At 66.9% G+C, this 12452-nt stretch carries 11 protein-coding genes, 1 tRNA gene and 1 riboswitch; of the genes, 1 reads left to right on the top strand and 11 read right to left on the bottom strand.

Features of this window, described 5'->3' with window-relative positions; genetic code table 11:
* Nucleotides 1-15 precede the first annotated feature (15 nt).
* From LGM71_RS02200 to pepN, 7 genes are all read right to left on the bottom strand, one after another.
* Nucleotides 16-270 carry a GlsB/YeaQ/YmgE family stress response membrane protein gene (locus tag LGM71_RS02200; RefSeq protein WP_059530096.1) on the bottom strand — a complete coding sequence of 85 codons (255 nt, stop codon included), beginning with the start codon at nt 268-270 and terminating at the stop codon, nt 16-18.
* 225 nt (nt 271-495) lie between these two features.
* Nucleotides 496-717 carry a hypothetical protein gene (locus LGM71_RS02205; protein ID WP_226113861.1) on the bottom strand — a complete coding sequence of 74 codons (222 nt, stop codon included), beginning with the start codon at nt 715-717 and terminating at the stop codon, nt 496-498.
* A complete protein-coding gene (locus tag LGM71_RS02210) occupies nt 714-2459 on the bottom strand; it encodes an FAD-dependent oxidoreductase (protein ID WP_226113863.1) in 1746 nt (581 codons plus the stop codon). Before LGM71_RS02210 ends, LGM71_RS02205 begins: the two co-directional genes overlap by 4 nt.
* A gap of 175 nt (nt 2460-2634) precedes the next feature.
* Nucleotides 2635-3444: a helix-turn-helix transcriptional regulator gene (locus tag LGM71_RS02215; RefSeq protein ID WP_226113865.1), complete on the bottom strand. Its 810-nt coding sequence runs from the start codon at nt 3442-3444 to the stop codon at nt 2635-2637.
* A gap of 183 nt (nt 3445-3627) precedes the next feature.
* Nucleotides 3628-3703: transfer RNA gene (locus tag LGM71_RS02220), tRNA-Thr, on the bottom strand.
* A 208-nt stretch (nt 3704-3911) separates the two neighbouring features.
* Entirely contained in the window at nt 3912-4931 is a 1020-nt protein-coding gene (locus LGM71_RS02225) for a class 1 fructose-bisphosphatase (RefSeq protein ID WP_059598981.1), read from the bottom strand.
* Nucleotides 4932-5214: 283 nt separating this feature from the next.
* A complete protein-coding gene (pepN, locus tag LGM71_RS02230) occupies nt 5215-7908 on the bottom strand; it encodes an aminopeptidase N (RefSeq protein WP_175815742.1) in 2694 nt (897 codons plus the stop codon).
* A gap of 186 nt (nt 7909-8094) precedes the next feature.
* Here pepN and LGM71_RS02235 point away from each other — a divergent pair, with 186 nt between their 5' ends.
* Nucleotides 8095-8796, top strand: a complete 702-nt coding sequence (locus LGM71_RS02235; RefSeq protein WP_059598983.1) for a DUF4136 domain-containing protein — start codon at nt 8095-8097, stop codon at nt 8794-8796.
* Between the two features lie 51 nt (nt 8797-8847).
* Here LGM71_RS02235 and LGM71_RS02240 read toward each other — a convergent pair whose 3' ends face one another.
* From LGM71_RS02240 to LGM71_RS02255, 4 genes are all read right to left on the bottom strand, one after another.
* Nucleotides 8848-9420 carry a TMEM165/GDT1 family protein gene (locus LGM71_RS02240; protein ID WP_059448199.1) on the bottom strand — a complete coding sequence of 191 codons (573 nt, stop codon included), beginning with the start codon at nt 9418-9420 and terminating at the stop codon, nt 8848-8850.
* A 78-nt stretch (nt 9421-9498) separates the two neighbouring features.
* Nucleotides 9499-9636, bottom strand: a riboswitch (yybP-ykoY riboswitch).
* A 96-nt stretch (nt 9637-9732) separates the two neighbouring features.
* Nucleotides 9733-11052, bottom strand: coding sequence for a guanine deaminase (gene guaD / locus LGM71_RS02245; protein ID WP_226113867.1), 1320 nt, complete (start codon nt 11050-11052; stop codon nt 9733-9735).
* Nucleotides 11049-11387, bottom strand: a complete 339-nt coding sequence (locus LGM71_RS02250; protein ID WP_226113869.1) for a hypothetical protein — start codon at nt 11385-11387, stop codon at nt 11049-11051. The genes guaD and LGM71_RS02250 overlap by 4 nt, the downstream gene beginning before the upstream one ends.
* A gap of 27 nt (nt 11388-11414) precedes the next feature.
* A complete protein-coding gene (locus LGM71_RS02255) occupies nt 11415-12440 on the bottom strand; it encodes an adenosine deaminase (protein WP_059598985.1) in 1026 nt (341 codons plus the stop codon).
* Between the last annotated feature and the right edge of the window lie 12 nt (nt 12441-12452).

Below are 12452 nucleotides of genomic sequence, written 5' to 3' on the forward strand. Positions count from 1 at the left end.
CGCGCGAGAAGATCGTCAGGCCGCGCGCCTGAACAGACGGATCACGAACAGCAGGATCACGGCGCCGATGACCGCGACGATCACCGAGCCGATGAAGCCGCTGCCGAGGCTGATGCCGAGCACCCCGGCCAGCCAGCCGCCGATCACCGCGCCGACGATCCCGACGATGATATCGACGATCAGGCCGAACCCGCCGCCCTTGACGAGCAGGCCCGCCAGCCAGCCGGCGATCGCGCCGATGATGAGCCACATAATCAAGCCATGAGTCATGGTGATCCTCTCCTAGTGTTGAGTCGAAATGACCGGACGTCGGCTGTTTCGCCGCAAGCTGCATGAAGGCGGCATGCGACCCGCCGTGCCGCCCACGCAATGTAACGCGATAGACGGGTCGGAATCGTTAAGTAATGTTATGCACCCTTATCGGGATTTTCCAGGGGATTCGTCTGCCTACGAAATGAATTCGTAAGAAATGGGTGGTGGCGCGCAAGGGGTGCGTCATGTGTCACATCGTCCATGCGTCGGCGCCGGTGCGCCCGTGTCGGGCAGACCGTCGCCGGCGTCCACGATCAGGCGGGTAATGGTTGCCGCGTCGCCGATCGCCTCGATCGCCAGCAGCGCGAAGCGGGCGAGAAAGAGCGACGCGTCGGTTTCGCCGATGCGGGTCATCGTGCGGCACAGGTTGGTGTAGAGGACGTCGCGTTCGGTGTCGGTCATCATGCGTTCTCCTGAGGATCGGCTGACGTGTGCGGGTGAAGTGCGCGCTCGAGTGCGGCGCTCAGGTCGGTGGTGCGCGCATCGTGCCAGCGGCCGAGCACGTGTCCGTCCGGACGCACGAGATAGACGGTGCCGTCGCGCGCGCCGTACAGGTCGAACAGCCGGCCGTCGACATCGTAGCCGCCGCCTCCGGGGTGTTGCGGTGCCGCATGCCGCGCGAGCGTGACGAGCGCGAACGGTATGCCGGTGTCGTGCAGGCGTCGTTCGAGATCGGCGAACGACGGATCGGGCGCACCGTCGCGCGTAAAGCGGAACGCGGTGAAGCGCGAGCCGACGAGATCGGTCAGGTGGCCGCGACGCGCGCCGTTGTCGTTGCCGATGTCGCTCGACGTCTGCAGCATCAGCGGGCATTCGGCGAGTACCATGCCGGGCGCCGGCCCAGCCGAGAACGCATCGCGTTCGTCCGCATTGAGCGGCGACGCCGTGTAAGCGATGGCCGATGTCTGACGCGGATTGATCAGCGAACGCAAAGCCGGATGCCGGACCGCGAGCGTCAGCACGGCCTTGCGCATCAGGTCGAACGCAAACGACGGCGGCGCCATGAACTCGGTGCTCTTGGTGCCGTAGCGCAGGTTCTCGTGCGTCGCGAACACGCGCTCGTCCGAATAGCTGTCGAGCAGTGCGTCCGACGCGAGCCCGCGAATCACGTACGCCAGTTTCCAAGCGACATTGTCGGCGTCGTCGATGCCCGAGTTCGCGCCGCGCACGCCGAAGATCGGCACGAGGTGCGCGGCGTCGCCGCAGAACAGCACGCGGCCGTGCCGGTAGCGTTCGAGCGTCAGCGCGTTCGCCTTGTAGATCGTGATCCAGATCGGCGACCAGTCGCCGCGCTCGCCCATCATGTCGAGCAGGCTCTGCACACGCGGGATCACGTTTTCGGGTTTGACGGCCGCTTCGGGATCCTCATCGTCGCGCAGCTGGTAGTCGATCCGCCACACGTTGTCGGGCTGTTTGTGGACGAGTACGGTCGAGCCCGGGTTCGACGCCGGGTCGAAGTAGGCGAGCCGCTCGGTCGGCCGATCGCTGTCGAGCGCGATGTCGACGATCACGTAACGGCCTTCGTAGCTGGTGCCCTGGAGCGACAGGCCGAGCGCATCGCGCATCGTGCTGCGCCCGCCGTCGCTCGCCACGGCCCAGTCGGCATCGAGTGCGTATCCGCCGAGTGGCGTATCGACGTCGAGACGCACCCCGTCCGGGCGCCGCGTGACGCCGGCGACCTTCGTCTGCCAGCGGATTTCGATGAGCTCGGGGCGGCGCAGCGCGGCATCGAGCAGGAACTGCTCGATGTGATACTGCGCGAGGTTCACCATCGGCGGCAGCTTCTGGTTTTCGTCCTGCGGCATCGTGAAATGCAGCACTTCTTCGTGACGATGGAAGCTGCGTCCGCCGCTCCACGGCAGTCCGACGCTGAGGAAACCGTCGAGTGCGCCGAGCCGCTCGATGATCTCGAGGCTGCGTCGCGAGATGCAGATGGCGCGGCTGCCGTGACAGACCGAATCGTCGGCTTCGAGCAGCACGCTGCGGATGCCGTGATTGGCGAGGCCGAGCGCGACCGCGAGGCCGACCGGCCCGCCGCCGACGATCGCGACGCGGTGCCGCTGCATGTCGGCGCCGTCGCTGCAGGTCGGCAGGTGCGCGGGATGGCGCGCGGCGACGAACGGATATGGCTTGAATTCGATGCCCATCGTTGGCTTCCAGGTTGCACAGTTTGAATGCGCACGCTCGACGACGCGATGCGTGCGGCAGGCTGGATGCAGTATGGAAGCCGTATCGAACACCGCTGTCCCCATTCCGGGTACAGCGCTCGGCCGGCGGCGGGCCGGGACTTACCCCGACGCGCTCAGGATCGGCAGTCGACGTTCAGGGCTGCAGGCACAGCGCGAACAGCTGGCGCTGGCTCGAGATGCCGAGGCGTCGGTACGCGCGTTTCTGGTAGGTGACGACGCTGGAGGCCTTCACGCCGATCGTCTCACCGATCTCCTGCGCGGTCTGGCCTTCGAGCACGCCGCGCAGCACATCGAGTTCGCGCTTGGACAGTGCCGGGCATGCGCCGCGCAGCCGCGCGAGCATCAGTTGCGGGATGCCGATCTGCGCCGCGCCGGCGAGCGCATAGTGATGCCGCGCGGCCTGCGCGATCAGCGGTGCGAGCGTTTCGATGGCCGCGATCTCGCGTGGCTGGAACGCGCCGCTGCGACGCGCGCGATACAAGTTGATCGACAGCCAGGTCGAGTCGTTCGGCTGCATCAGCAACGCGACGCGATCGGACACGTCGGGGCCGCGGTAGCAGGCTGCGCGATATGCCTCGTGGCAGATCTCGTCGCCGGCCTGCTGATGCAGCACCACGTCGTGGCGGTGCGTGCCGCGACCGGCGGCCGAGACGATCTTCTGGTTGCCGTCCAGTGCATAGAAATGCCGCGCGTAGGTGTCGGCGACGTCACGCAGGTAGCGGCCGCCGCGATGATCGGCGACCGAGATGGTGCGTGGACGGTTGCCGAATTCGTACGCGAAGATCGTGCACTGCGTGACGGACAGCGCATCGTCGAACAGCTTCAGGATTTCCGCGGCGAACGCATTCGGCTCGCTGCCGCCGATCACGGTAACGAGACCAGTTGCGCGGGACACGTCCAGTTGCCCGCCGAGGTTCGGTCGCTCGAGGCGCCAGATGCGCATGATGCGGAGGGGGGGGAGGGCCAGGTGATCCGGCGATTGTAATCGGCGGCGCGCGGTGCGGGAGTCGGGGGATGCCCGCAAGCGGAAATGATGCGGCGGGTGGTGCAGGACTTCGTGTATCGGAAATCGTGGCCGCAAAAGAGAAAAGGCCTGATAAGCGATGCTTATCAGGCCTTTATATCTTGGTGCCGGAGATAGGAGTCGAACCTACGACCTTCGCATTACGAATGCGCTGCTCTACCAACTGAGCTACACCGGCAGCAGAGAAATGAAATTATATGGTCAAATCCGAGATCTTGGCAATAGGTTTTGCGAAATTTTTTCAGCTTGCTGCTGCTGTTTCGCGAAACCATCGATCCGGCGGACTTCCCGCTTTCACTTCACTGCGATGCAGCCTGTCAGGGCCACATCGCGAAGGCGCGATTGTACTGGCGTCTCGCACCTCCGTCTAGTGCTGCAGTGCAAATTTATTTGCCTTCGCCTTCGTTGTGATAGCCGGTCACGCGCTCGACTTCGTTCTTCGAACCGAGGAACACCGGGACGCGCTGGTGCAGGCCGGTCGGCTGCACTTCCATGATGCGCTGCGTGCCGGTCGTCGCGGCGCCGCCGGCCTGTTCGACGATGAACGACATCGGGTTCGCTTCGTACATCAGGCGCAGCTTGCCCGGACGATCGGGCGTGCGCTTGTCGGCCGGGTACATGAAGATGCCGCCGCGGTTCAGGATCCGGTGCACGTCGGCCACCATCGACGCGATCCAGCGCATGTTGAAGTTGTCGCCGCGCGGGCCTTCCTTGCCGGCGTTCAGCTCGCTGACGTAGCGCTGGACCGGTTCGTACCAGTGGCGTGCGTTCGATGCGTTGATCGCGTATTCGCGCGTATCGGCCGGGATCTGCATGTTGCTTTGCGTGAGCACCCACGAGCCGACTTCGCGGTCGAGCGTGAAGCAGTTCACGCCGTTGCCGGTCGTCAGCACGAACACCGATTGCGGGCCATACACCGCGTAGCCGGCCGCGACCTGCTCCGTGCCCGGCTGCAGGAACGATTCCTCGGTGGCCTGCTTGCCGTCCGGGCAACGCAGCACCGAGAAGATCGTGCCGATCGACACGTTCACGTCGATGTTCGACGAGCCGTCGAGCGGGTCGAACACGAGCAGGTATTCGCCGCGCGGGTAGTTCGCGGGGATCGGGAAGAACGTTTCCATTTCTTCCGACGCCATCGCGGCGAGGTTGCCGCCCCATTCGTTCGCGTCGAGCAGGATTTCGTTCGACAGGATGTCGAGCTTCTTCTGCACTTCGCCCTGGACGTTCTCGCTGCCGGCGGTACCGAGTGCATCGCCGAGCGCGCCCTTCGATACGTTGTAGCTGATCGCCTTGCACGCGCGGGCGACAACTTCGATCAGCAGTCGGAGGTCGGCGGGGAGGTTGTTGGTCTCACGCTGCTGCTCGATCAGGAACTTGGACAGCGTGGTGCGGCGGGCAATGGACATGACAGACTCCGAAAGGCCAAAGAATCCTTGAATTGCCGCAATTTTACCCGGCGCGCCTCCCGACCCGCCGCCTTTTTTCGTCCGGTTACATGGTCGGTCGGCTGACTCGGCCGGGTTCCGGCGTGCGTGACGCGGCGGATCGGCGTGGAAGCGGCGGGAAAACCGGGTGCCACGAACGCGTGGTCCGGCTCCGACCCCGCCAACCTTCAGACAACAAAAAAGCCGGCGCCGCAACGGGGCGGCGCCGGCTTCGTCGCACGCGAGGCGAATCGCGTGCGTGACGTTACGCAAGTGCCTTTTCGACGATCTCGCGCACGTCGCGCGATTTCGCGCCGGCGGCGACCTGCTCGAGCGCATCGCGCATCCGGTCGCGCAGCGCCGGCGTGAAGCGGCGCCACAGTTCCAGCGAGCGGGCGAGGCGCGCGGCGACCTGCGGGTTGATCGCGTCGAGCGCGAGCACCTGTTCGGCCCAGAACGCGTAGCCCGAGCCGTCCGCCGCGTGGAATTGCGCCGGGTTCGCCGCGCAGAAGCTGAAGATCAGCGAGCGTGCGCGGTTCGGGTTCTTCAGGTTGAACGCAGGGTGGGCCATCAGCTTGCGGACCTTCGCGAGCGTCGGCTGCGCGGCAGTGCCGCGCTGCGCCGCCTGCATCGCGAACCACTTGTCGATCACGAGCGCTTCCTTCTCGAAGCGACGGTAGAAGTCGTCGAGCGCGCGCGCGGCCGCGTCGTTCGCGCCCGATGCCGCAGCGGACAGCAGCGCGCCGAGCGCGGCGGCACGATCGGTCATGTTGTTCGCCGCGTCGTACTGCGCGGTCGCGATGCGCACGGCGTCGGCCGGATCCTCGAGTTCGGCGAGATACGCGAGCGCGAGGTTCTTCAGCGCACGGCGGCCGGATGCGTCGGGCGTCGGCTCGTACGCGCCTGGCGTCTCGTGCTGCGCGTACGCGGCGAGCCACTCGGCGCGCAGCGCGGTCGCGAGCTGGCGGCGCACGAACTGGCGCGCGCGATGCACGGCGGCCGGATCGGCTTCCGCCATCTGGTCGGCCAGATAGGTTTCCGACGGCAGCGTCAGCGCGAGTTCGCGGAACGCGGGCGACAGGTTTTCATCGGTCAGCACGCGGCGGAACGCGGCGACGAAATTCTCGCCGAGCGTGAGCGGCTCTTTTGCGGCGGCACGCGCGGCGAGCGTCAGCAGCGCACGCGTCGCGAGGCGCTGGCCGGCCTCCCAGCGGTTGAACGGGTCGCTGTCGTGCGCGAGCAGGAATGCGAGGTCGTCGTCGCTGTAGTCGTACTCGACGATCACCGGTGCCGAAAAATTGCGCAGCAGCGACGGCAGCGGTTGTTCCGGCACGTCGACGAACGTGAAGGTCTGCTCGGTATCGGTGAAGTCGAGCACGCGCGTCGTGCCTGCCGCCGTGGCTTCGCCGTCGAGACGCAGCGGCAGGTCGCGGCCGTCGCGGCCGATCAGGCCGATCGCGAACGGGATCAGGAGCGGCCCTTGCTGCGTTTCGCGCGCGGCCGGCGACGCATCGCCGTAGCCCTGCGCGAGCGTGAGCGTGTAACGGCGCGTGGCGGGGTCGTAGGCGGCCTTCACCGACACGCGCGGCGTGCCGGCCTGGCTGTACCAGCGCTCGAACTGCGCGAGGTCGCGCCCGTTCGCGTCGGCCATCGCGTGACGGAAGTCGTCGCACGTCACGGCATGACCGTCGTGGCGCTTGAAGTACAGGTCCATCCCCTTGCGGAAGCCGTCGCGGCCGAACAGCGTCTGGTACATCCGCACGACTTCCGAGCCTTTCTCGTAGACGGTCATCGTGTAGAAGTTGTTGATCTCGACGTAGCTTTCCGGGCGCACCGGGTGCGCCATCGGGCCCGCGTCCTCGGCGAACTGCAGCTGACGCAGCACGCGCACGTCCTCGATGCGCTTGACCGCGCGGGCCGCGGATGCGACGTCGTCGCCCGCGGCCATGTCGGCCGAGAATTCCTGGTCGCGGAACACCGTCAGCCCTTCCTTCAGGCTCAGCTGGAACCAGTCTCGGCAGGTCACGCGGTTGCCGGTCCAGTTGTGGAAATACTCGTGGCCGACCACCGATTCGATGTTCGCGAAGTCGGTGTCGGTCGCGGTCTCGGGGTTCGCCAGCACGTACTTCGTGTTGAAGATGTTGAGCCCCTTGTTCTCCATCGCGCCCATGTTGAAGTCGCCGACCGCGACGATCATGAAGCGGTCGAGATCGAGCTCGAGGCCGAAGCGCTTTTCGTCCCAGCGGATCGAGTGGATCAGCGAATCCATCGCATGACGGGTCTTGTCGAGGTCAGCCGGCTCGACCCACACCTGCAGCAGTTTTTCCTTGCCCGAGCCGGTTGTGATCTTCTCCTCGATCGCGACGAGCTTGCCCGCGACCAGCGCGAACAGATAGCTCGGCTTGCGGAACGGGTCTTCCCATTTCGCGAAGTGGCGGCCGTCGGGCAGCTCGCCCGAGTCGACGAGATTGCCGTTCGACAGCAGCACCGGATACGCCGTCTTGTCGGCGCGCAGCGTGACCGTATACGACGCCATCACGTCGGGGCGGTCGAGGAAGTAGGTGATGCGGCGAAAGCCTTCGGCCTCGCACTGCGTGAAGAAGTTGCCGCTCGACACGTACAGGCCGGACAGCGTCGTGTTCTGGTCCGGCGCGCACGCGCTGTCGAGCGTGAGCTCGAACGCATCAGGCACGTTTTCGACGGTCAGCCCATGCTCGTGCGCGCGGACCGCGCCGTACGGCGCGCCATCGAGCCGTGCGCCGAGGAATTCGAGCGCTTCGCCCAGCAGCTCCAGATGCGGGGTGGGCGCCGCGTCCGGATTGCGGCGCACGCGCATCGTATTCCTGACGATCGTGCGGGCCGGCGCGAGATCGAATTCGAGCGCGACGGAATCGATGAGGAAGGCCGGCGGCGTGTAGTCGGCGCGGCGGATCACGGTGGAAGAGGCGTTGTCGGACATGGTCGTCGAGATCGGTGGAATGGGGATCGGGCCCGCGACGCGGGCCGGGCGAACCGGGTCATTGTACAAAGGCTGGCGGCTGCGTGCCGGGCGAACTTTTTACCGGTTCCGGGAGTCCGCGTATTATCGGCATCCCGTGCAGTTCGCGCGTTGCGACGCACGGGTGACGGATCGACGAGGATCGACATGAAACACGATTGGATTTTTCGCGGTGCGGGCTGGGCGGCGGTGCTATGCGTGACGCTGCTGACGGGCTGCACCAGCTACGTGACGACGCAGGTCACGGCATTCTCCGACTGGAGCGGCAGCGACGCGACACGCACTTATGCCTTCACACGCACGGATGCGCAGAAGCACAGCATCGAGCAGTCGACCTACGAGCCGATCGTCGCGAACGAACTGTCCGCGTATGCATTCAGGCAGGTGCCGGCCGCGCAGGCCCGCTATCTGGTCGGGCTGGCCTACGGGGTCGGCAGCGATCTGGTGACGGTGCCGCAACCGGTTTACTACGACCCGTGGTTGATGGGGCCGGGGCCGTACTGGCGGGGCGGGCCGTGGGGCCCGTGGGGACCCTGGGGGCCGATGCCGGCAGGCTACGTCGCGCAGACCTACCAGGTCTTCGACTACACGCTCGGCATCCGGATCACCGAGCGCGCGACCGGCAAGGAAGTCTATAACGTGACCGCGCGCACCACCGGCGACAACGGGGCGTTGCTGTATGCGATGCCGTTCCTCGCGCGCAGCGCGCTCACCGATTTCCCGTTGGCGAACGGTGCGATCCGCACGGTGCGGCTGCCGGTCGACAAGCGCGGCGGGCCGGCCGCACCGGCCGCCAACGAGCGTGCGGTGCCGGCCGTGCCGGCATCGGGCGCGGCGGTCGCGAAGTAGCGCGGTATCGACACCGGCGCTGCCGCCCGGTCGCGTCACTTGCTGCGTGCGTCAGGCCCCGACGCCCAGCAGCGCCAGCGCGCCGAGCACGACGAACAGCACGGCCGCGATACCGTGCACGAGCTTCGTCGGCAGGCGGTGCGCGAAACGGTCGCCCAGCAGGATCGCGGGCACGTTCGCCAGCATCATCCCGAACGTCGTGCCGGCCACCACGCCGATGTAATCCTGGAAGCGCGCGGCGAGCGCGACGGTCGCGATCTGCGTCTTGTCACCCATTTCCGCGAGGAAGAACGCGACGAGCGTCGCGCCGAACACGCCGAGCCGCGAGCGGTTGGCATTGGCTTCGTCCGCATCGAGCTTGTCCGGCACGAGGATCCACAGCCCCATCGCGATGAACGAGAACGCGAGCGCCCAGCGCATGATCGACGGCGTGACGAGCGCGCCGAGCCATTCGCCTAGCGCACCGGCGAAACCGTGGTTCACGAGCGTCGCGACGAGCACGCCAAGAATGATCGGCACGGGCTTGCGGTAGCGCGCGGCCAGCACGAGAGACAGCAGTTGGGTCTTGTCGCCGATTTCAGCGAGGGCGACGGCGCCGGTGGAGATCAGGAAGGCTTGAGACACGTATGGGGTTCCACGGGCCGATGTTGTGCGTGCGAGCGACGATCCGCCGCGCGCCGGGCCCTGATGCGGCGCGCAGTGAACCATCGGTCTCGCCAGGCCTTGGTGGCTGCGTCCGCCATGGCCGAAAGGCCAAGTCTGTTGACGGACGCCTCCGTCACGATGCGCGCCGTTGGCGCGGGACATCGAGCGGAGCGGCTACTCCCCAATGAGCGGCGAATTCTAGCACGGCGTGCGGCGCGCGCGGTGCGAATCCGGTTGCTCCGGCATGCCTCTCGACGCACGCCGGGGCAGGCATGGGCAAGCGCGCGTCAGTTACGCGGCGGCGGTGCGGCGCGCGGCACCGCGCTCGTGCACGAGTTGGCCGGCCGCATAGGTGCGGTACACGGCACGGTCGTCGCCGAGCAGCGCGAACGCGAACAGCAGTTCTTCCAGCGACTCCGCGCGTTTCGTGCGGCGCGCGAGCAACGGCGTGGCCTGCGGGTCGAGCACGACGAAATCGGCCTCGGTGCACGGCGCGAGCGTGCCGACCGTGTCGGCGAGGTCGAGCGCCTGGGCGGCGCCGGCCGTCGCGAGCCAGAACATCCGCGTCGCCGTCAGGTGGTGGCCCGACAGCCGCGCGACCTTGTGCGCCTCGTTCATCGTCTGCAGCATCGAGAACGACGTGCCGCCGCCGACGTCGGTGGCGAGCGTGACGGGCACGTCGAATTCGCCGGCCTTGTCGAAGTCGAACAACCCGCTGCCGAGGAAGAAGTTCGACGTCGGGCAGTGCGCGACGACGGTGCGCGTCTCGGCCATCCGGCGGCGGTCCTCGTCGTCGAGGTGGATGCAGTGGCCGTACACCGCGCGCGGGCGCAGCAGCCCGTAACGGTCGTAGATGTCGAGATAACTGCGGTGGCCGGGGAACAGCTCGGCCACCCATTTCACTTCATCGACGTTTTCCGCGACGTGACTCTGCACGAACACGTCCGGATGGCGGCGCGCGAGTTCGCCGCATGCCTCGAGCTGCGCCTCGGTGGATGTCGGCGCGAAGCGCGGCGTAAGCGCGTACATCTGGCGGCCCTTGCCGTGCCAGCGGCCGATCAGCTCCGCGCTGTCGTCATAGCCCGATTGCGCGGTGTCGCGCAGGAACTCGGGGCAGTTGCGGTCCATCAGCACCTTGCCCGCGATCATCCGCAGGTCGCGCGCGTCGCTCGCCGCGAACAGCGCGTCGGCCGATTGCTTGTGCACGGTGCAGTAGACGAGCGCGCTCGTCGTGCCGCAGGCGAGCAGTTCGTCGACGAAGAAGTCGGCGACTTCGCGCGCATGTTCCGGATCGCCGAACTGGCGCTCGGTCGGGAACGTGTACTTGTCGAGCCAAGGCAGCAGGCCCGGCGCCGGCGACGCGATCATGTCCGTCTGCGGATAGTGGATGTGCGTGTCGATGAAGCCGGGCACGATCAGCTTGTCGCGCAGGTCGTGGACGATCGCGTCGCGCGCGAGCGTCGCGGCGAGCTGCGCATACGGGCCGGCCGCGACGACCTTGCCGTCGCCGACGATCAGGAGACCGTCGGTCTCGTGGTTCGCGGCCTGGCTCGACTGCGCCGGGTCGCCGTTGAAGGTGAGCAGTTGGGAACGGAAAGCGGTTTGCGTCATGACGAATGGTCCTGCATCAAGGTAAGGCGAACAGAAGAAAACGGTCGGCGCCGCGCGAGCGACGGCATGGCGGGCGCTGCTCGGGCATGCGCGATGCGACGAAGCGCGAAGGCCGGGGCGCGGCGGAAGGCGATCGCGGTGGCATTAGCGACCGGCGCGGCGGCGAGCTGCATGACGAGCCGCAACGACAGGCTTCGGCGCGCGACGCCGCACAACGCCGTCGCCACACGGGCGACTGGCGCGACGCGCGCGTGCGTGCGCGGTGCACGCACGCGGCCGACGTGGCGCAGGGCCAAACCGGTTGCCACGAAGCGGATGCCGTCGATGTGTTTCATCTGTCTAGCGAACCTCGATGCCAGGCGTCACGCGGCCTGCCAGTACGAATCGAGACGCGCGATCAGCGCATCGCGCTGCGCGGCGTCGACGAACGACGCCTCGAAGCCGTTGCGGATCACGGTGTGCACTTCGGCGTCCGTCAGCTGCAGCCCGTCAACCGTCGCGAAGTAGTTGTCGTTCACGTAGCCGCCGAAATAGGCCGGATCGTCGGAGTTGATCGTCACCGCGACGCCGCGATCGAGCAGCGCCTTCAGCGTGTGCTTCGCCATGTCGTCGAACACGCACAGCTTCAGGTTCGACAGCGGGCACACGGTCAGCGCCGTGCGCGTGCGCGCGAGGCGTTCGACGAGCGCCGCGTCCTCGATGCTGCGCACGCCGTGGTCGATCCGGTCGACCTTCAGCACGTCGAGCGCTTCGTAGATGTAGGCGGGCGGGCCTTCCTCGCCCGCATGTGCGACGAGCTTCAGCCCGAGCGCACGCGCCTTCTCGAACACGCGCGCGAACTTCGTCGGCGGATGGCCCAGCTCGGACGAATCGAGACCGACGCCGATCAGCCGGTGGCGATAGCGTTCGAACAGCGGCAACGCGGATTCGAACGTCGCGAGCGCATCGTCTTCGGACAGGTGGCGCAGGAAGCACAGGATCAGCTTGCTCGACAGCCCGCGCTGCTCGGCATCGGCGAGCGCGCGGTCGATGCCGGCAACGACCGTCTCGATCGGCACGCCGCGTTCGGTGTGCGTCTGCGGGTCGAAGAACAGCTCGGTGTGGACGACGTTGTCGGCGAGTGCGCGTTCGCAGTATGCGGCCGTCATGTCGTAGAAATCCTGCTCGGTCAGCAGCACGCTCGCGCCGGCGTAATAGATGTCGAGGAACGACTGCAGATCGGTGAACGCATACGCGGCGCGCAGCGCGTCGATCGACTCGTACGCGAGCTTCACGCCGTTGCGCTGCGCGAGCGCGAAAATCAGTTCGGGCTCGAGCGAGCCTTCGATATGGATGTGCAGCTCCGCTTTCGGAGCGCGGGCAATCTTGTCCTTGAAGGTCGGGGTCATGGCGTTGTTCTT

Origin of the sequence: Burkholderia sp. AU33545, from assembly GCF_020419685.1 — a bacterium.
Classification (GTDB): Bacteria; Pseudomonadota; Gammaproteobacteria; order Burkholderiales; family Burkholderiaceae; genus Burkholderia; species Burkholderia diffusa.